This is a genomic window from Streptomyces sp. NK15101, from assembly GCF_020400725.1.
In the GTDB taxonomy this organism is placed as follows: Bacteria; Actinomycetota; Actinomycetes; order Streptomycetales; family Streptomycetaceae; genus Streptomyces.
The window spans coordinates 1-17,868 of record NZ_JAINVG010000118.1 but is presented as its reverse complement, the minus strand read 5'-3'; the positions used below and the strand labels follow the sequence as shown (position 1 = coordinate 17,868).

Below are 17,868 nucleotides of genomic sequence, written 5' to 3'. Positions count from 1 at the left end.
CCCAGACCCCTGTGGACGAGTCCACGTACGGCGAGGGCACGGTCCTGGAGCAGTACCCGCCGGCCGGCGAGGACATCACGGCCGAGGACGCCGAGTTCACCCTGAAGATCTCGACGGGCAACCCGCCGCAGTAGCCGACGGGTCACCCGCCGCAGTAGTCGACGGGCCGCCCGCCACGGCGGCCGCGGAGCCCGCCGTACGCCTCCCGCCCCGTCCCGGATGCCGGAACGAATCGGGCATGTCTACGCTGAATCGACCATATCGGCGGCTCGGTACGGGAGGGGGTCACCCGGTGGCTCCAGCACTCCGCAGGGCACGCGCGCGGGCCCTGCGCCCCGCGCTCACCTGCGCGTTCGCCTGCGCCTGCGCCCTGTACGTCACGCCCCTCGCGTACGCGGCGCAGGCCCCCGGCACCTCGATGGGCAGCGCGGCCCCGACGCCGGTGGCGACCCCGTCCTCCGCCACGCCCTCCTCGACCGCGCCGCCGGGCTCCCCCTCCCCGTCCGTCTCCCCGTCCGCCTCTGCGCCCCCGGCGGGTGACGGGGGCACCCGCGCGCCCGTCTCCCCGGCGCCCGCGCCCACCGGGACGGGGGCGTCCTCACCGCCCGCCCCGAGCGCCGAGCCCTCCGACGCCCCCACGCCCAGCCGTTCCGCCTCCCTCGCGGGGCGGCCCGAGGGCGAGGGAAGACCCCGCCCCGGGCGCTCCGAGCCCGCCGTGCCCTCCGCCTCCGCCGCGGCAAGCGCCCAGCCTCCTTCCCGTCCCTCCCGCCCCTCTCGTACCGAAACTGCTACAACCTCACGCGGGCACGAGGCCGCCGAGGAGGCGGGCGAGCCGGTACGCGAGGGGGACCCGCTGCCGCCCGAGGCGGCGCCCGCCAGCCTGCCCGCCGCCGCCCCCGGACTGGCGGGCGAGGCCGCGCCCACCTTCGTCGACCAGCGGATTCCCGTCCTCACCCTGGGCGTGGGGCTGACCCTGATGGGGTGCGGGATCGGTTTCCTCGGGCTCCGGATGCGCCGCCGCTGACCCCGCCGGGGACACCCGGGTCCCCCTTGAGTCGGACCCTCCGCTTCCCTCTCAGGACGGTTGTCCGCCGTGGCATACCCGGTATACATACTGAGTATGTCGATCCGCCACGGGCTCCTCGCCCTCCTCGAACGCGGCCCTCGCTACGGCTCCCAGCTCCGTACGGAGTTCGAGTCCCGCACCGGCTCCACCTGGCCGCTCAACGTCGGCCAGGTCTACACGACCCTCAACCGGCTCGAACGCGACGGCATGGTCGCCCAGGGCGGCGAGGACGCGGCCGGGCACACGCTCTACGCGATCACCGACAGCGGCCGCGCCGAGCTCAGGACCTGGTTCGAGAAGCCGGTGGACCGCACCAGCCCCGCCCGCGACGAGCTGGCCATCAAGCTCGCCATGGCCGTGGGCGCGCCCGGCGTCGACATCCGCGACGTCATCCAGTCCCAGCGCCGGCACACCGTGAAGGCCATGCAGGACTACACCCGGCTCAAGGCGCGGGCCCTGCTCGCCGTCGAGGGCGGCGGGGCCCGGGAGCGGGACGACGTGGCCTGGCTGCTCGTCCTGGAACAGCTGATCTTCCAGACCGAGGCGGAGGCCCGCTGGCTGGACCACTGCGAGTCCCGGCTGATCCGCCTGTCGGCGACGGCCGCCGCGGAGAGCCCGGCGACCGGACCCGTGGGACCGGCGGCACCGGGCTCCCCCGTCGGCCCGGCCGTCCCCGCCGTCTCGAACGCCCCGGCCGGTCATGCGACTTCGAGCCCGGGCGGCCCGGGTACTTCGAGCCCGGGCACTCCGGCGGCTTCGAGCCCGGGCGCTCCGGCCTCTTAGCGCCCATCGACCACCGGTACACCCGGGGTGCTCCGACCGCACCTCCGCGCCCCGCCCGTACCTCCGACGCACCACCTTCCACCGCACGCTCCCGTACCCGGCCCGATCGCCGCGTACGGCCAACGGGGGGACCCCTCCATGTCGACACAGCAGCCCGTGCTGCAACTGCAGAACCTGACCCGCGTCCACGGCGCGGGCGCCACCGAGGTGCACGCCCTGCGCGGCATCGACCTCGCCGTGTACCCCGGTGAACTCGTCGCCGTCATGGGCCCGTCGGGCTCCGGCAAATCCACGCTGCTCACCATCGCCGGCGGCCTGGACACCCCCAGCTCGGGCCGGGTGATCGTCGAGGACACCGACATCACCACCGCGAGCGTCAAGGAACTCGCGGCCCTGCGCCGCCGCAGCATCGGTTACGTCTTCCAGGACTACAACCTCATCCCGGCCCTGACCGCCGCCGAGAACGTCGCCCTGCCCCGCGAGCTGGACGGGACCTCGGCCCGCAAGGCGCGCGTCGAGGCCGTCGCCGCCCTGGAGGAGATGGGGCTCGGCCACCTCGCCGACCGCTTCCCCGACGAGATGTCCGGCGGCCAGCAGCAGCGCGTGGCCATCGCCCGCGCCCTCGTCGGCGACCGCCGGCTCGTCCTCGCCGACGAGCCGACCGGCGCCCTGGACTCCGAGACCGGCGAGTCCGTGCTCGCCCTGCTCCGCTCCCGCTGCGACGCGGGCGCCGCCGGTGTCCTCGTCACCCACGAGCCGAGGTTCGCCGCCTGGGCCGACCGGGTCGTGTTCCTGCGGGACGGCTCCATCGTCGACCAGACCGTGCGCAGCGAGGCCGATTCGCTCCTCTCGGGTCAGGCGGCCGACGCGTGAAGACCTGGTTCCACTCCTGGCGGGCCGCGATCCGCATAGCCCGCCGCGACGCCTGGCGTTCCAAGGGCCGCAGTGCCCTCGTCCTCGCGATGATCGCGCTGCCCATCCTGGGCGTCAGCGCCCTCGACCTGACCTACCGCAGTTCCGAACTGTCCCCCGCCGAGCGGCTGGAGCGGACGATCGGCGCGGCCGACGCGCGCTTCAGGGACGCCCAGGTCGGTGGTGTCCCGATCTTCCAGGACCCCACCGGCGAGATGCACACGACGGCCAAGGACTACGGGGACGAGCCGTGGCCGAGCGGCCCCACCGACGTCGCCAAGGTCATACCGGCGGGCTCCACCGTCCTCACGGACGCCGTCGGTGCGGCCAAGCTGACGACGGCCCACGGTCTGCTCGGGACCGAGGTGCGTGAGCTCAAGGCGTCCGATCCGGTCGCCCGGGGCATCATGACGCTTCTGGAGGGGCGTTTCCCGGAGAAGAACGACGAGGTCATGGCGACCTCGCACTTCCTGGAGACGAGCGGTCTGTCGATCGGCTCGACCCTTTCCGCCCGCAATTTCGATCGCCCGTACCGGATCGTCGGCTCCTACGAACTTCCCGATTCCCTCGACACGGACCAGGTGAACGCGCTGCCCGGCGCCTTCCTCGCCCCGTACGCGAAGGCGGCCGAGAAGGCCGGTCTGCCCGCTCCCGAGACCTCCGTCTCGTATCTGGTGCGCAAGTCCGGTGGTTTCACGTGGAACAGCGTCAAGGAGATCAACGCCGAGGGCGTCGCCGTCGTCTCGCGCGCCGTGGTGCTCGACCCGCCGGCCGCGTCCGAGGTCCCGCTCAACCAGAAGGAAGGATGGGGCGGTTACGAGTCCAGCCCGGCGGCCGACACCGCCGAACTCGCCTCCCTCGCCACCGTCGTGGGCCTGGCGATGCTGGAGATCTGCCTCCTCGCCGGGCCCGCCTTCGCGGTCGGCGCCCGCCGCTCGCGCCGTCAGCTCGGTCTGGTCGGCGCCAACGGCGGTGCCCGCAGCCACATCCGGGCCATCGTGCTGAGCGGCGGTCTGGTCATCGGCGTCGCGGCCGCCGTCATCGGCACCGTCCTCGCCGTGGTCCTGACCCTGGTGTTGCAGCCGGTCCTCGAGGACGCCATGGGCCAGCGTTTCGGTGCCTTCGACATCCGGCCGCTCGAACTGCTCGGCATCGCGCTGCTCGCGGTCCTGACCGGTCTGCTCGCCGCGATCGTCCCGGCCGTCACCGCCTCCCGGCAGACCGTCCTCGCCTCGCTCACCGGCCGGCGCGGAATCCGCCGCAGCAGCCGCGTACTTCCCCTGATCGGCCTGGCGGCGCTCCTCGTCGGCGGCGCGATCGCCCTCTTCGGCTCGATGGTCTCCGAGCAGGTCGCCCTCGTGGCGGCCGGGTCCGCCCTCGCCGAGCTCGGTGTCGTCGCCATGACCCCCGCGCTGGTGGGCCTGTTCGGGCGGACCGGCCGCTGGCTCCCGCTCTCCCCGCGCCTCGCGCTGCGGGACGCCGTCCGCAACCGGGGCCGCACGGCACCCGCCGTGGCCGCCGTCCTCGCCGCCGTCGCCGGCACGGTCGCCGTCACCACGTACATGGCCGGCCGCGAGGCCCAGAACAGGGCCGAGTACGAGGCCACGCTGCCGTACGGCGTCGCCTCCGCCTTCGTCCAGGAAGAGGGCGGCCGGGACGTCCCCGCCGTCCGCGAGGCCGTCCAGCGCAACTTCCCCGTCGACGTCCGCGCCGACGTCGGACGCGTCTCGGTCGGCAAGCCCGGCTGCCCGCCCTGGGGCCAGGGCGAGGGCTGCGGCCGCTACGAGGTCGTCGTCCCCCCGGCGAACGAGTGCCCGCTGTACGCCCCCGTCCCGGGCGGCGGCGACCCCTCGGAGAAGTACACGCCCGAGCAGCGCCGGAAGCTGCTCACGGAGGACTGGCGCTGCAAGGACTCAGCCGGCAGCGGGATGTACGTCTCCGACGGCGGCCTGCTCATCGGCGACGCCAAGCTGCTCCAGGTCCTCGGCGTCGACGACCCCGCGACCGTGAAGGCCCTCGCCGACGGCAGGATCGTCAGCTTCAACCGCGCCCTGGTCGGCGAGGACGGCACCGTCGGGATCAAGCAGATCACCGACATCGCCGCCGCCGACAAGGCCTCCGAGCAGGGCCGTCCCGCCCCCGGCAAGGTCAGCTCCCTGCCCGCCTACCTGGTGCCCGGCGACAAGAAGTCCTACGGCCTCCAGGCCCTCATGACACCGGCCACCGCCAAGGCCGCCGGCCTCTCCACCGTGCCGCTGGGCGTGTACGTCAGCACCGACCGGCTGCCGGACTCCGAGCAGCGCCAGAAGCTCGACAGCGACCTCGCCAAGCTCGGCAGCGACGTCGAAGTCCACCTGGAAGAAGGGTTCGTCAACGAATACGGCATCATCCTGCTCTCGTTGGCCGTCTTCGCGGGCCTGGTCACCATCGGCGCCGCCGGCATCGCCACCGGACTCGCCCAGGCCGACGCGGAGGCCGACCTGAAGACGCTCGCCGCCGTGGGCGCCCCGCCCCGGGTCCGTCGCACGCTCAGCGGGTTCCAGTGCGGAGTCGTCGCCGCGATGGGCGTGGTCCTCGGCTCGGCCGCCGGACTGCTCCCCGCCATCGGGCTCCGGCTCACCGAGGAGCGCGAACAGATCCGGTACTACGAGCAGAACCTCGCCGAGGGCTGGAGCGGCGACCTGACCCCGCCCGAGGTGCCGATCGTCATCCCCTGGGAGACGCTGGCCGGCCTGATCGTCGCCGTCCCGCTCGGCGCCGCCCTCCTCGCCGCCCTGGTGACCCGTTCGCGCGGTGCGCTGGCCCGGCGCGCGGCGACCTGACGGTCTTCGTTCTCGTCCTGTGCCCCTGTACGAGGGTGGATCACCCCCGTACAGGGGCACACCGTGTGGTGAGGCATGCGTACGAGAGAATGGCGGCATGGAGATGCCGAGGAATGACAGGTCGCAGGAGAGCCCCCAGGTCCTCATCGTGGGACAGGACGGGATGGCGCTCGGCGGCACTCAGGGCGACGACGAACCCCGCGAGGTCCCGGTGACGGAAATGGTCGAGCAGCCTGCAAAGGTCATGCGGATCGGCAGCATGATCAAGCAGCTCCTGGAGGAAGTACGGGCGGCCCCTCTCGACGAGGCGAGCCGGGTCAGGCTCAAGGACATCCACGCCAGCTCCGTGAAGGAACTGGAAGACGGGCTCGCGCCCGAACTCGTCGAGGAACTGGAGCGGCTCTCCCTGCCGTTCACGGACGAGGCCATCCCCTCCGAGGCGGAGCTGCGCATCGCGCAGGCGCAGCTGGTGGGCTGGCTCGAGGGCCTGTTCCACGGCATCCAGACGGCGCTGTTCGCCCAGCAGATGGCGGCCCGCGCGCAGCTGGAGCAGATGCGCCGCGCGCTGCCTGCGGGCGCGTCCCACGACGATGACGACGACCACGGCCACGGCCACGCGGTGCGCTCGGGACCGTACCTGTAGGTCACGTCCGTACGCGGGAGGGGCCCGGCACACCTCGTGTGCCGGGCCCCTCCTTCCGTACGCGGGTCAGGCGCGCGGTGCGAGCAGCAGCACCTTGCCGACGTGACCGCTCTCCTCCAGCGCCCGGTGCCCCTCGGCGGCCTCCGGCATCGGCAGCGTCCGGTCGACGACCGGCCGGACCGTGCCCGCGCCGATCAGCGGCCAGACGTGCTCCCGTACGGCCGCGACGATCGCCGCCTTCTCCTGCGCCGGACGGGACCGCAGCGTCGTCGCCAGGACGGCGGCGCGCTTCGCGAGCAGCGCCCCGAGGTTCAGCTCGCCCTTCACCCCGCCCTGGAGGCCGATGACGACCAGCCGTCCGTTCACGGCCAGCGCCTTCACGTTCCGTTCCAGGTACTTGGCGCCCACGATGTCCAGGATGACGTCCGCGCCCGCGCCGTCCGTCGCCTTCGCCAGTTCCTCGACGAAGTCCTGCTCGCGGTAGTCGATGAGGATGTCCGCGCCCAGCTCGGCGCAGCGCGCCAGCTTCTCGGGGCCTCCCGCGGTGACCGCGACCCGCGCGCCGACCGCCTTCGCCAGCTGGATCGCCATCGTGCCGATGCCGCTCGCGCCGCCGTGCACGAGCAGCGTCTCGCCGGGCCGCAGGTGCGCCAGCATGAAGATGTTGGACCAGACCGTGCAGGTGACCTCGGGGAGCGCGGCCGCCGTGACCAGGTCGACGCCCTCCGGCACCGGCAGCAGCTGGCCGGCCGGGACCACGACCTTCTCCGCGTAGCCGCCGCCGACGAGCAGCGCGCACACCTCGTCGCCGACGGCCCAGCCGGACACTCCGGGACCGAGCGCGGCGACCCGGCCCGCGCACTCCAGGCCGGGGTACGGGGAGCTGCCGGGCGGCGGGTCGTAGAAGCCCTGGCGCTGGAGCAGATCGGCGCGGTTGACCGCGCTGGCCACCACCTCGACGAGCACCTCGCCCTCGCCGGGTACGGGATCGGGCACCTCGGCCCAGACGAGCGCCTCGGGGCCGCCGGGTTCCGGAATCGTGATCGCATGCATGGCGGCGAGGCTACTCGTCCGGCGGACCGGTCCTCCGGTGAGCCGGTGCTCCGGCGGGTCAGTCCTCCGGCGGCGTGGAGAGGGGGGTCACCGGCGCGGCGCGCACGATGGTGATCACCCGGTCGGTGAGCTGGAGCGGGCTGGCCGCGGGATCGTCGTAACCGAGGAGCCGGTGGCCGCGGAGCACGCTCACCACCAGGTCGCCGGTCTCCCGCACGCTCTTGCCGACCTCGCTCTTGGTCACCGGCCGTTCCACGAGGTCGAGGCCCGAGCCCTGCTGGATGAGGTCCTCCATCACCGTGCCGGCGCTGGGGCTCAGCACGGAGAGGCCGAGGAGGCGTCCGGCGGCGCTGGCACTGGTGATGACCGCGTCCGCCCCGGACTGGCGGAGCAGCGGCGCGTTCTCCTCCTCGCGGACCGCCGCGACGATCTTCGCGCCCCGGTTGAGCTGGCGTGCCGTGAGGGTGACCAGGACCGCCGTGTCGTCGCGCTGGGTGGCGATGACGATCTGCCGGGCGCGCTGCACCTCGGCGCGGAGCAGCACGTCACTGCGAGTCGCGTCGCCGATGACGCCGACGAACCCGTCCGCGTTCGCCGTCTCGATCACCTTCGTGGAGGGGTCGACGATGACGATCTGGTCCTTGCGGAGTCCGGTCGCGCAGAGCGTCTGGATCGCGGACCGCCCCTTCGTCCCGAAACCGACGATGACGGTGTGCTCGCGCAAGGTGGACCTCCAGCGGTTCAGCCGGAACTCCTCCCGGGTCCGTTCGGTGAGGACCTCGAGAGTGGTGCCGACCAGGATGATCAGGAAGAGCACGCGCAGGGGCGTGACCAGCAGGATGTTGGCGAGCCGCGCCGAGTCGCTGTACGGGACGATGTCGCCGTATCCCGTGGTGGAGAGCGTCACGGTCGCGTAGTAGACGCTGTCGAGGAAGTCGAGCGTCTCGTCGGAGTTGTCGTGGTAGCCCTCGCGGTCGAGGTAGACAATGAGAACCGTCACGATCAGCACGCCGAGCGCCATGAGCAGCCGTTTCCCGACCTGACGCAGCGGCCTCTCGACGATCCTGCGGGGCAGTTGGATCCGTGGACCCGAGACCCGTTCGTCCGCCTGGCGGGCCATCACGTCACGACTGGGAAGTTTCACGTGAAACACGCTCCTTGGGCCGGTACGGCGCCCGACGTCGGCGACCAGGGAAGGTCGAGGACGTCCAGCTCCTGGCCGGACCGGGCGCCACCGGGCGGGACGACGGCCATGCCGTCCGCGACGGCGATGCCCCTGAGCATCGCCGGCCCGTTGTAGCGCAGGGGAACGAGCTGCTCGCCCCGGCGGACGACCGGGACGAGCCGGGTGTCGTGGGGGTGCCCGTGCACCTCGTCCAGGACGGGGGCACGGCCCTCGGCGAGGGGGGTGCCGCCCAGGGCGGCGAGGAGCGGCTCGGCGAGGGTGAGGAGCCCGGAGACGGCGGCGAGCGGGTTGCCGGGCAGGCCGACGAGGTGGCGGCCGCCGCCCAGGGCCGCGAGGAGCATCGGATGGCCGGGGCGGACCTTCACCCCGTCGACCAGGAGCGCGGCGCCCGCCTTGTCGAGGACGCGGTGCAGGTGGTCGACGGGTCCGGCGGCGGTGCCCCCGGTGGTGACGACCAGGTCGGCGGCGGAGCCCGTGACGGCCGCGTACAGCTCCTCGGCGTCGTCGCCGATCCGCCGGGTGGCGAGCACCTCGGCGCCGAGCGCCGCGAGCCAGGGGCCGAGCATCGGGCCGAGGGCGTCACGGATGAGCCCCTCGTGGGGGAGACCGGCCGTGAGCAGCTCGTCGCCGAGGACAAGGACCTCGACCCGGGGGCGTGGTGGCACGGGGAGCTCGTCGTATCCGGCGGCAGCGGCCAGGCCCAGCACGACGGGGGTCACGGCGGTGCCCACGGGCAGCAGCTCGTCGCCGGACCGGCATTCCTGGCCCCGGGGCCTGATGTCCTGGCCGGAGACCACGTCACGCAGCGCGTGCAGCAGCGGCCCCGGCCCGGGAAGGGCCCCGGCCCGTTCCGTACGGGAGTGCTCGGTACGGATGACTGCGGTGGTCCCGGGCGGGACCGGGGCGCCGGTGGCGATCCGTACGGCCTCGCCACTGGTCAGGGCGGCGACGGGCGCGTGACCGGCGAGGACGGGGGTCTCCGCCCGGACGGTCCAGGGGCCCGGGCCCGCGACGGCCCAGCCGTCCATGGCGGAGGTGTCGAAGGAGGGCAGGTCGGTGAGGGCGAGGAGCGGCTCGGCCAGGACCTGGCCGAGCGCCCGCCCGAGCGGAAGGCGCCGAGGCTCACGGCCGGCCCGCGCGGCGCTCCCGGCACGGGCGGCGGCGGCGCGGGCCTCGGGCCAGGGGGCGGCCCTGTGCGGCGGCCCGGCCTTCGCGCCGGTGGCGGTTCCGGGGGCCACGGGGAGGAGTTCCTTCGGAGTCATCCGGCCTTGTCCTGCTCGGCGTTCTGCTCGGCGCCTTGTACGGCGTCCTGTTCGGCGGCCCAGCGCTGGGCGAGCGCCGCGGCCTTGCGGGCGCCCGCGGCGACGGCCTCCGGCCCGCCCTCGGCACCCGCGCGGCCGGCCGCGTAGCCGACCAGGAAGGTGGTCAGGGGCGCGGCGGGGCGTGCCACGCCGTGGGCGGCGTCACGGGCGAGGTCGAGCAGCACGCCGGTGTCGACGTCCAGTTCGATACCCAGTTCGTCCTTGACTGCGGTGATCCATTCATTCAGCACGTTCCCATGCTCCCTGATGCGCGTCCGGGCCGTGGCGATGTCCTCCCAGGTGTCGCAGTCAAAGGAGGCGAGGGGGTCCGCGGCGACCCGGGTGAGGCTCAGTCCCCCGGTGAGGAGACGCAGGGGGCCGCCGTCGAGGGTGCCTCGCCGGCCGGTGATGAGAGCCAGCTCACGCAGGAGCGGGGCGCGGCGGTAGGCGGCGACGAGCGGCTGGTCCCGCCCCTCGGCGTCGGTGAGGAGGGCGGCCTCGGCCCCGGGGGTCGCGTCGAGCGCGTCGAGGAGGCGACGGACGACGGCTCCGTCCAGGAAGGGCAGATCGGCGGAGAGGACGAGGAGGACGTCGGCGCCGGTCTCCCGGACGCCTGCGTCGAGCGCGGCCAGCGGGCCGCCGCCGGGCGGGTCCTCCCTGGCCCAGCGGACGGGGCGGACGGTCGGGCGGGGGGCCGCGACGACCACGGTCCGGTCGGCGTCGGGACAGGCCGCGAGCACCCGGTCGAGGAGGGCCCGGCCCCCGACCCGTATCCCTGGTTTGTCGGAGCCGCCGAGGCGCCGGGCGGCGCCCCCGGCGAGCACGACGGCGTCGTATGCGGTGGTCACCCCAGCAGTATGGGCCGCACGGGCCCACCGCCGACGGGCCCGTCTCCCTTGCTGAGACGGGGCCGCACGGTAGACGGGGCCGCACGGGCGGCCGGCCGCACCGGGTGGGGGTCCGGTACGGCCGGCCGTTCCCCGTCAGACCGTGCGGAGCAGGACGGCAGGCTGCTCGACGCAGTCCGCCACGTACCGCAGGAAGCCGCCCGCCGTGCCGCCGTCGCAGACACGGTGGTCGAAGGTGAGGGAGAGCTGCACCACCTGACGGACCGCCAGTTCGCCCTGGTGGACCCAGGGCTTGGGGATGATCCGGCCGACACCGAGCATGGCGGCCTCGGGGTGGTTGATGATCGGCGTGGAGCCGTCGACCCCGAACACCCCGTAGTTGTTCAGGGTGAACGTGCCGCCGGTCAGATCGGCCGGGGTGATCGCCCCCTGCCGGGCCGCCTCGGTCAGCCGGGCGAACTCCGCCGTCAGCGACTCGGCCGTCCTGGTCCCCGCGTCCTTGACCACGGGGACGACGAGCCCGCGCGGGGTCTGGGCGGCGAAGCCGAGGTGCACGGACGGCAGCCGGACGATCTCCCGGGCGGCCGTGTCCACCGTGGAGTTGAGCTCGGGGAAGCGGGCCAGGGCGTGGACGCAGATGCGCGCGAGGAGCGCGAGCAGCGAGATCTTCGGCCCGCCGGCCGCGTTCATCGCCGTCCGTGCCGCCATCAGCTCGGTCGCGTCGGCGTCGACCCAGCAGGTCGCGTCCGGGATCTCCGTACGGCTGCGGGACAGCTTGTCCGCCACCGCGCCGCGGACCCCGCGCAGCGGAACCCGCTCGCCGGCCGTCGCGACGGAGGCCACGGCGGGGCTCGGGGCGGTCACCGGCGCGGCGGCCGGCTGCTCCAGGGCCGCGAGGGCCCGCTCCACGTCGGCCCGCAGGATCAGCCCCTCGGGCCCGGATCCGCGCACCTCCCGCAGATCGAGGCCCCCGTCCCGGGCCAGCTTCCGCACGAGCGGGGAGATGACGGGCACCGGACCCGTGTGCCCGCCGGCCGCCGGAGCGGCCGGAGCGGCCGGAGCGGCCACAGGAGTACGGGCGGCGGCCGGCGCCTGGGCGGCTGCCGGGTTCGTGTGCCGCACCCGGCGACGGCGGGCGGCGGGCCCGGCCGTGCCGTAGCCGACGAGCACGTTGCCCGAGTACTCCGAGGAGACGGCCGCATCGGCGTCGCCCCGGCCCTTCGTGGGGGCCGCTTCCGGAGCCGCCTCCGCGAGCTCCTCCGGCGCGCCCGTGCCTCCGACGGCAACCGTCAGGAGCGGTGCGCCGACGGGCAGTTCGGTGCCCTCCTCGCCGTACCGGGCGGTGACGACACCGCCGTACGGGCAGGGAACCTCGACCATGGCCTTGGCCGTCTCGACCTCGACGACCGGCTGGTCGATGGCGACGACGTCGCCGACGGCGACCAGCCAGCGCACGATCTCGGCCTCGGTGAGTCCCTCACCGAGGTCGGGCAGCTTGAACTCGAGGACCTGTGCCATCAGCTGCCCGCCTCCCACTGCAGTCGCGCCACCGCGTCCAGGACCCGGTCCACGCCCGGCAGATGGTGCCGCTCCAGCATCGGCGGCGGGTACGGGATGTCGAAGCCCGCGACCCGCAGCACCGGGGCCTCCAGGTGGTGGAAGCACCGCTCGGTCACGCGCGCGGCGATCTCCGCGCCGGGGCCGCCGAAGCCGGTCGACTCGTGGACCACGACCGCACGGCCGGTGCGTCGCACCGAGGCACAGACGGTCTCGTCGTCGAACGGCACGAGCGAGCGCAGGTCGACGACCTCCAGGTCCCAGCCCTCGGCCTGCGCGGCCTCCGCCGCCTCCAGACAGACCGGCAGCGAGGGACCGTAGGTGATCAGGGTGGCCCCGGTGCCCCGGCGCCGCACGACGGCCTTGCCGATCGGCTCGACGGGCGCGGGCGCCTCGGGGGACCAGTCGGCCTTGGACCAGTAGAGCCGCTTGGGCTCCAGGAAGACCACCGGGTCGTCGGAGGCGATGGCCGCGCGCAGCAGCCCGTAGGCGTCCTCGACGGTGGCCGGGGTGACGACGTGCAGCCCCGGGGTGGCCGTGTAGTAGGCCTCGGAGGAGTCGCTGTGGTGCTCGACGCCGCCGATCCCGCCGCCGTACGGGACGCGGATGACGATCGGCATCGGCATCGCGCCACGGGTGCGGTTCCGCATCTTCGCCACGTGGGAGAGCAGCTGCTCGAACGCCGGGTAGGCGAACGCGTCGAACTGCATCTCCACGACCGGTCGCAGGCCGTACATGGCCATGCCGACGGCCGCGCCGAGGATGCCCGCCTCCGCCAGCGGGGTGTCCGTACACCGGTCCTCGCCGAACTCCTTGGCGAGCCCGTCGGTGACCCGGAAGACGCCGCCGAGGGTGCCGACGTCCTCGCCCATCACATGGACGGTCGGGTCCTCGGCCATCGCGTCGCGCATGGCGCGCTGGAGCGCCTGCGCCATCGTCGCGGGCTTCGGCTTGGCGGCGTCGCCGCCGGCCTTGGCCGCAGCGGGGCCGGTCGTCGCGGTCGTCATCACGCCTCACCCTCGGCTTCGAGCTCGGCGCGCAGCTGCGCCGCCTGTTCGCGCAGCTGTGTCGTCTGCTCCGCGTAGACGTGGGAGAAGAGCTCCATCGGGTCGAGAACCGGATCGGCGTTCATCCGTTCGCGCAGCTCCGCCGCCATCGTCTCGGCGGCCTCGGCCGCCGCGCGCCTGCCGTCCTCGTCGAGCAGTCCACGCTCCGTCAGTTCCCGTTCCAGGATGAGGATCGGGTCGTGTGCCCGCCAGGCCTCGACCTCGTCTGCCGTGCGGTAGCGGGTCGCGTCGTCGGCGTTGGTGTGGGCGTCGATCCGGTAGGTGACCGCCTCGACGAGCGTGGGGCCGCCGCCGCGCCGCGCGCGGGCCACGGCCTCGGTGAGCACCTGGTGGACGGCGACCGCGTCGTTGCCGTCGACGAGCCGGCCCGGCATGCCGTATCCGACGGCCTTGTGGGCGAGGGAGGGCGCCGCGGTCTGCTTGGCGAGCGGCACGGAGATCGCGAAGCCGTTGTTCTGCACGAGGAAGACCACGGGGGCCTGCCAGACGGCGGCGAAGTTCAGCGCCTCGTGGAAGTCGCCCTCGCTGGTGCCGCCGTCGCCGACCATGGCCAGGGCCACGACGTCGTCGCCCTTGAGGCGGGCGGCGTGGGCGAGGCCCACGGCGTGCGGGAGCTGGGTGGCGAGGGGCGTGCAGAGCGGCGCGACGCGGTACTCGTGCGGGTCGTACCCGGTGTGCCAGTCGCCGCGCAGCAGGGTGAGGGCCTGGACGGGGTCGAGGCCCCGGGCGACGGCCGCCAGGGTGTCGCGGTACGAGGGGAAGAGCCAGTCCCGCTCCTCCAGGGCGAGGGCGGCGGCGATCTCGCACGCCTCCTGGCCGGTGGTGGACGGGTACACGGCGAGCCGGCCCTGCTTGGTGAGGGCGGTGGCCTGTGTGTTGTACCGGCGGCCGCGGATCAGCTCCGCGTAGAGCCGGAGCAGCAGCGCGGGGTCGGCGTCGGCCATGGCGTCCGTGCCGAGCACGCGCAGCGGCTCGGCCTCCGGCAGCAGCGGGGCGGGGTCCGTACGCGGCTGCCACGTCGGCGGGGCGTGCCGGTCAGCGGGGACGGCACCGGGCGGCTCTTGGACTGTCGAACTGCGCTGTTGCAACGAGTCCACCTCCTCATGGGAGCGGGCATAAGACCCGAAGGCGGGTGGCGCGAGTGTGGCGCGCCTCACCTACCGATTGTTCGGTCGTGGAGGCATTTTGGCTACAGGCACCTCCAGCCTGTGGACAAACGGTTCTCCACAGCCTGGGATAAGGGCAGGTCGTCCACCGGAGAGAGGCGGGGGCACATGGCGGATGAACAAATGGCCGACGACTGGGAGCAGGTCGTCGCCCCGTCGCCGACGGCAGGGCCCACGGGGGCTCCGGCGCGCCCGCTGGACGCCATCGACCGCGACATCCTCCGCATCCTGCAGACGGACGGCCGCGCCTCGATCCGCTCCGTGGCCGAGCGGGTGCACGTCTCCCGGGCCAACGCGTACGCGCGGATCAACCGGCTCATCGACGACGGGGTGATCCGCGGCTTCAGCGCCCGCGTCAACCACGAGCGGGCGGGGCACGGCGCCTCCGCCTACATCACGCTCAAGATCGTCCAGAACTCCTGGCGGACCGTGCGCGAACAGCTCCAGGCCCTGCCGGGGGCCGCGCACATCGCCCTGGTCAGCGGCGATTTCGACGTCCTGCTGCTCGTCCACACCCCCGACAACCGGACCCTGCGCGAGCTGGTGCTCACCAAGCTCCAGTCGATCCCGGAGGTGCTCTCGACCCGGACCCTGCTGGTCTTCGAGGAGACGGACCTCGACCCGGACCACCGCCTCCCGGGCCGCTGACCCCACCCATCGGGCCCGCGATGGGCCGTACGGGGGATCAGCGGCCCCCAGGGGCGGTGGGGCCGTACGAGAGGGGCAGCGGGCCGTACGAGAGGACGACGAAGCCCCGAGGGGACGACGAAGCCCCGCGGCCGCTTGTGCGCGGCCTGCGGGGCTCCGTCGTGCGCCTCAGCGGGGCATACGCCTCAGCGGGCCGTCCGCAGCCCGTCGAAGGCCAGGTGGGCGACGGTCTCGGCGAGCTGCTCCCGCTCCGCCGCCGCGTCCGGATGCGGCCGGTACCACTCCACCAGCGAGTTGATCATGCCGAAGAGGAGCCGGGTCGCGAGCCGGATGTCCACGTCGGCCCGCAGGTCGCCCTCGGCGGCGGCGGCCTTCAGCAGTTCGGCCACCTTGTGGTCGAACTCCCGGCGGCGCTCCATCGCCCACCGCTCGGTGGCGGTGTTCCCCCGCACCCGCAGCAGCAGCGTCACGTACGGCAGCTCGGCTATCAGCACCTCGACGGTGCGGCGCGTGACGTACTCGACCCGCTCGACGGCCCGGCCGCGCCCGGCGCCCGGCTCGTCGAGGATCGCGAAGAGCCCGTCGAGCGCCCGGCTGACCGCGCGCCGCAGCAGCTCCTCCTTGCCGGCCACGTGGTGGTAGATCGAGGACTTCGAGATCCCGGCCGCCTTGGACAGGTGCTCCATCGACGTGCCGTCGTAACCGCGCTCGTTGAAGACCCGCACCGCGACCGACAGCAGCGTCTCGGGGGTGTACGTGTCGCGCTTGGCCGTGGTCATCGGGAGTCCCGCCCTTCCTCGGCGTATCCCCGGCGGGCGGTGGCCAGGCTGGGGGCGTACCGCCCCGTCGGGTAGCGCGTGTGCAGCTCCATGAGCAGGTCCCGAACGCGCTCGTGCCCCACCTTCCCGGCCCACTCCAGCGGGCCGACGGGGTAGTTGACCCCGAGGCGCATCGCCGTGTCGACGTCCTCGGCGGTGGCGACGCCCCGGTCGACCGCGTCGGCCGCGAGGTCGGCGAGCATCGCGACCGTACGGGCGACGATCATGCCGGGCACGTCGCCGATCACGGACACCTGCTTGCCGAGCGCCTGGAAGAGGCCCACGGCCTCGGCGAGGGACCCGTCCGAGGTGTGCTCGCCGGTCGACAGGACGATCCGGCTCGCGCGCGCGTAGTCCAGCGCGAGGTCGAAGTGGACGATCTCCTCGTCGTGGTGCTCGAAGGCGGTCTCTCCGTCGGCGAGGCCGAGCCGGGCGCCGCCGGGCAGCTGGACGTACCCGTCGCCGTCCTCGCGCCGGACCTCGACCCCGGCCTCCTCGAAGAGCCCGACCAGCGGCTCGGCGGGCCCCAGGTCGCCGCGCACGGTGATCCGCGCGGGCGCCTCGGCCGGCGGGGCGGTGTGCGGCGCGGGCCGCTCGGCGCCCTCCGCGTACGGGAACCAGCCGTGTCCCGACTTGCGGCCGAGGCGGCCCGACTCGACGAGCCGGCGCTGCGCGAGCGAGGGGGTGAACTTGGGGTCCTGGTAGAAGGACTCCCACACCGACCGGGTGACGGCCTCGTTCACGTCCTGGCCGATGAGGTCGGTCAGCTCGAAGGGCCCCATGCGGAAGCCGCCGCACTCGCGCAGGGCCGCGTCGATGGTGGCGGGATCGGCCCCGCCCTCCTCGAACACCCGGAACGCCTCGGCGTAGAAGGGGCGGGCGACCCGGTTCACGATGAAGCCGGGGGTGTCCGCGCAGCGCACCGGCGCCTTGCCCCAGCCCTTGACCGTCTCGTACGCGCGCGTGGCGACGTCCGCGTCGGTGGCGAAGCCGCTGACGACCTCGACGAGGGGGAGCAGCGGCGCCGGGTTGAAGAAGTGCAGTCCGACGAACCGGCCGGGCAGCCGCAGCCCTCCCGCGATGGCGGTGACGGAGAGGGAGGAGGTGTTCGTGGCGAGGACGGTGTCGTCGCCGACGATCTTCTCCAGGTCGGCGAAGAGGCGCTGCTTGACCGAGAGGTCCTCGACGATCGCCTCGATCACCAGGGCGGCGTCCGCGAGCTCGGCGGGGTCCTCGGCCGCGTGCAGCCGGCCGACGGCGGCCTCCCGCGCGGCGGCGTCGAGGCGCCCCTTCTCCACGAGCCGGTCCAGTCGTGCGGTGAGGGCGGCGACGGCCCCGGCGGCCCGGCCGGGGGCGCTGTCGTAGAGGCGCACGGGATGGCCGGCGACCAGCGCGACCTGCGCGATGCCCTGGCCCATGGTGCCGGTGCCGACGACGGCGACGGCACGGTCCCTTCCGATGGCGGCGGTGTGGTCCTGCTCCACGGCGGCGGTCACGTCGTCGCTCCCCCTGACGGTCACGTTGGCGCTCATAGGAGTGATCCTCCCCGATGGGTTTTCCACAGGATCGACGGACCCCCTTGTCCCGACCGATCGTTCGGTTACTCTAACTCCGTACGCGTCTCCCTGCCCAGCTCGACGAGGAGTTGGTCCATCGATGGCCACCGCTCAGCTGACCACCGACCGTCTGGCCGAGAAGCACCGGTCCACACTCGACCAGGCGCTCGCCACCATCCGCACCCGCGCCTACTGGTCGCCGTACCCCGAGCATCCGAAGGCGTACGGCGCGGACGGCTCGCTCGACGCCGCGGCGGGCCTCGCCGCCCACCAGTCCGCGCTGAACACCCGCTTCGAGCTCGACCAGCCCGGCACGGACGGCTGGACCGGAGGCGAGGTCTCGCCGTACGGCCCATCGCTCGGCATCGAGTACCCGCACGCAGACCTCGACGTGCTGCTCCCCGCGATGCGCGCCGGCATGGGTGCCTGGCGGGACGCCGGC

At 73.8% G+C, this 17,868-nt stretch carries 16 protein-coding genes and 1 pseudogene; 8 read left to right on the top strand and 9 right to left on the bottom strand.

The features are described from left to right. From K7G60_RS35490 to K7G60_RS35465, 6 genes are all read left to right on the top strand, one after another. A partial coding sequence (locus tag K7G60_RS35490; protein WP_225805080.1) for a PASTA domain-containing protein occupies positions 1–134 on the top strand: 134 nt, incomplete at its 5' end. Between the two features lie 158 nt (positions 135–292). Beyond that, complete coding sequence (locus tag K7G60_RS35485) at positions 293–1,024, top strand: hypothetical protein (RefSeq protein ID WP_225805076.1); 732 nt, start codon at positions 293–295, stop codon at positions 1,022–1,024. A gap of 96 nt (positions 1,025–1,120) precedes the next feature. After that, positions 1,121–1,849, top strand: coding sequence for a helix-turn-helix transcriptional regulator (locus tag K7G60_RS35480; RefSeq protein WP_225805075.1), 729 nt, complete (start codon positions 1,121–1,123; stop codon positions 1,847–1,849). A 138-nt stretch (positions 1,850–1,987) separates the two neighbouring features. Next, on the top strand, positions 1,988–2,722 hold the full coding sequence (locus tag K7G60_RS35475; RefSeq protein WP_225805074.1) for an ABC transporter ATP-binding protein: 735 nt from the start codon (positions 1,988–1,990) through the stop codon (positions 2,720–2,722). Beyond that, positions 2,719–5,583, top strand: a complete 2,865-nt coding sequence (locus tag K7G60_RS35470; RefSeq protein ID WP_225805073.1) for an ABC transporter permease — start codon at positions 2,719–2,721, stop codon at positions 5,581–5,583. The genes K7G60_RS35475 and K7G60_RS35470 overlap by 4 nt, the downstream gene beginning before the upstream one ends. A gap of 97 nt (positions 5,584–5,680) precedes the next feature. After that, the gene (locus K7G60_RS35465; RefSeq protein ID WP_308083038.1) at positions 5,681–6,226 is read left to right on the top strand and encodes a bacterial proteasome activator family protein; all 546 of its coding nucleotides are present in this window, start codon (positions 5,681–5,683) and stop codon (positions 6,224–6,226) included. A gap of 66 nt (positions 6,227–6,292) precedes the next feature. Here K7G60_RS35465 and K7G60_RS35460 read toward each other — a convergent pair whose 3' ends face one another. From K7G60_RS35460 to pdhA, 7 genes are all read right to left on the bottom strand, one after another. Continuing rightward, positions 6,293–7,279: an NAD(P)H-quinone oxidoreductase gene (locus tag K7G60_RS35460; protein WP_225805072.1), complete on the bottom strand. Its 987-nt coding sequence runs from the start codon at positions 7,277–7,279 to the stop codon at positions 6,293–6,295. 58 nt (positions 7,280–7,337) lie between these two features. Further along, the gene (locus K7G60_RS35455) at positions 7,338–8,399 is read right to left on the bottom strand and encodes a TrkA family potassium uptake protein (protein WP_225805078.1); all 1,062 of its coding nucleotides are present in this window, start codon (positions 8,397–8,399) and stop codon (positions 7,338–7,340) included. 20 nt (positions 8,400–8,419) lie between these two features. Next, positions 8,420–9,727: a molybdopterin molybdotransferase MoeA gene (locus K7G60_RS35450; protein ID WP_225805071.1), complete on the bottom strand. Its 1,308-nt coding sequence runs from the start codon at positions 9,725–9,727 to the stop codon at positions 8,420–8,422. Beyond that, the gene (locus K7G60_RS35445; protein ID WP_225805070.1) at positions 9,724–10,614 is read right to left on the bottom strand and encodes an NTP transferase domain-containing protein; all 891 of its coding nucleotides are present in this window, start codon (positions 10,612–10,614) and stop codon (positions 9,724–9,726) included. Before K7G60_RS35445 ends, K7G60_RS35450 begins: the two co-directional genes overlap by 4 nt. 135 nt (positions 10,615–10,749) lie before the next feature. Continuing rightward, positions 10,750–12,132, bottom strand: coding sequence for a dihydrolipoamide acetyltransferase family protein (locus K7G60_RS35440; protein WP_225805069.1), 1,383 nt, complete (start codon positions 12,130–12,132; stop codon positions 10,750–10,752). Beyond that, positions 12,132–13,178 (bottom strand): alpha-ketoacid dehydrogenase subunit beta, encoded by a 1,047-nt coding sequence (locus tag K7G60_RS35435; protein WP_225805068.1) that lies wholly within the window; start codon positions 13,176–13,178, stop codon positions 12,132–12,134. The genes K7G60_RS35440 and K7G60_RS35435 overlap by 1 nt, the downstream gene beginning before the upstream one ends. After that, complete coding sequence (gene pdhA, locus K7G60_RS35430) at positions 13,178–14,335, bottom strand: pyruvate dehydrogenase (acetyl-transferring) E1 component subunit alpha (protein WP_225805067.1); 1,158 nt, start codon at positions 14,333–14,335, stop codon at positions 13,178–13,180. The genes K7G60_RS35435 and pdhA overlap by 1 nt, the downstream gene beginning before the upstream one ends. Before the next feature lie 177 nt (positions 14,336–14,512). Here pdhA and K7G60_RS35425 point away from each other — a divergent pair, with 177 nt between their 5' ends. After that, positions 14,513–15,052, top strand: coding sequence for an Lrp/AsnC family transcriptional regulator (locus K7G60_RS35425; RefSeq protein WP_374115732.1), 540 nt, complete (start codon positions 14,513–14,515; stop codon positions 15,050–15,052). A gap of 185 nt (positions 15,053–15,237) precedes the next feature. On the opposite strand, the gene K7G60_RS35420 is transcribed toward K7G60_RS35425, so the two are convergent. Both K7G60_RS35420 and K7G60_RS35415 read right to left on the bottom strand, forming a co-directional pair. Next, positions 15,238–15,831, bottom strand: coding sequence for a TetR/AcrR family transcriptional regulator (locus K7G60_RS35420; protein WP_225805066.1), 594 nt, complete (start codon positions 15,829–15,831; stop codon positions 15,238–15,240). Then, entirely contained in the window at positions 15,828–17,402 is a 1,575-nt protein-coding gene (locus K7G60_RS35415; protein WP_225805065.1) for a 3-hydroxyacyl-CoA dehydrogenase, read from the bottom strand. Before K7G60_RS35415 ends, K7G60_RS35420 begins: the two co-directional genes overlap by 4 nt. A 124-nt stretch (positions 17,403–17,526) precedes the next feature. Between K7G60_RS35415 and K7G60_RS35410 the strand changes: the two are divergent. Beyond that, a pseudogene (locus tag K7G60_RS35410) lies at positions 17,527–17,868 on the top strand (phenylacetic acid degradation protein PaaN); the annotation flags it as partial.

What these genes read in the sequence shown, in the direction of transcription:
- K7G60_RS35425 (WP_374115732.1), top strand. Translation starts at nt 14,513, where the DNA reads ATGGCGGATGAACAAATGGCCGACGACTGGGAGCAGGTCGTCGCCCCG.
- K7G60_RS35475 (WP_225805074.1), top strand. Translation starts at nt 1,988, where the DNA reads ATGTCGACACAGCAGCCCGTGCTGCAACTGCAGAACCTGACCCGCGTC.
- K7G60_RS35420 (WP_225805066.1), bottom strand. Translation starts at nt 15,831, where the DNA reads ATGACCACGGCCAAGCGCGACACGTACACCCCCGAGACGCTGCTGTCG.
- K7G60_RS35480 (WP_225805075.1), top strand. Translation starts at nt 1,121, where the DNA reads ATGTCGATCCGCCACGGGCTCCTCGCCCTCCTCGAACGCGGCCCTCGC.
- K7G60_RS35440 (WP_225805069.1), bottom strand. Translation starts at nt 12,132, where the DNA reads ATGGCACAGGTCCTCGAGTTCAAGCTGCCCGACCTCGGTGAGGGACTC.
- K7G60_RS35415 (WP_225805065.1), bottom strand. Translation starts at nt 17,402, where the DNA reads ATGAGCGCCAACGTGACCGTCAGGGGGAGCGACGACGTGACCGCCGCC.
- K7G60_RS35450 (WP_225805071.1), bottom strand. Translation starts at nt 9,727, where the DNA reads ATGACTCCGAAGGAACTCCTCCCCGTGGCCCCCGGAACCGCCACCGGC.
- K7G60_RS35435 (WP_225805068.1), bottom strand. Translation starts at nt 13,178, where the DNA reads ATGACGACCGCGACGACCGGCCCCGCTGCGGCCAAGGCCGGCGGCGAC.
- K7G60_RS35455 (WP_225805078.1), bottom strand. Translation starts at nt 8,399, where the DNA reads ATGGCCCGCCAGGCGGACGAACGGGTCTCGGGTCCACGGATCCAACTG.
- K7G60_RS35465 (WP_308083038.1), top strand. Translation starts at nt 5,681, where the DNA reads ATGGAGATGCCGAGGAATGACAGGTCGCAGGAGAGCCCCCAGGTCCTC.
- K7G60_RS35460 (WP_225805072.1), bottom strand. Translation starts at nt 7,279, where the DNA reads ATGCATGCGATCACGATTCCGGAACCCGGCGGCCCCGAGGCGCTCGTC.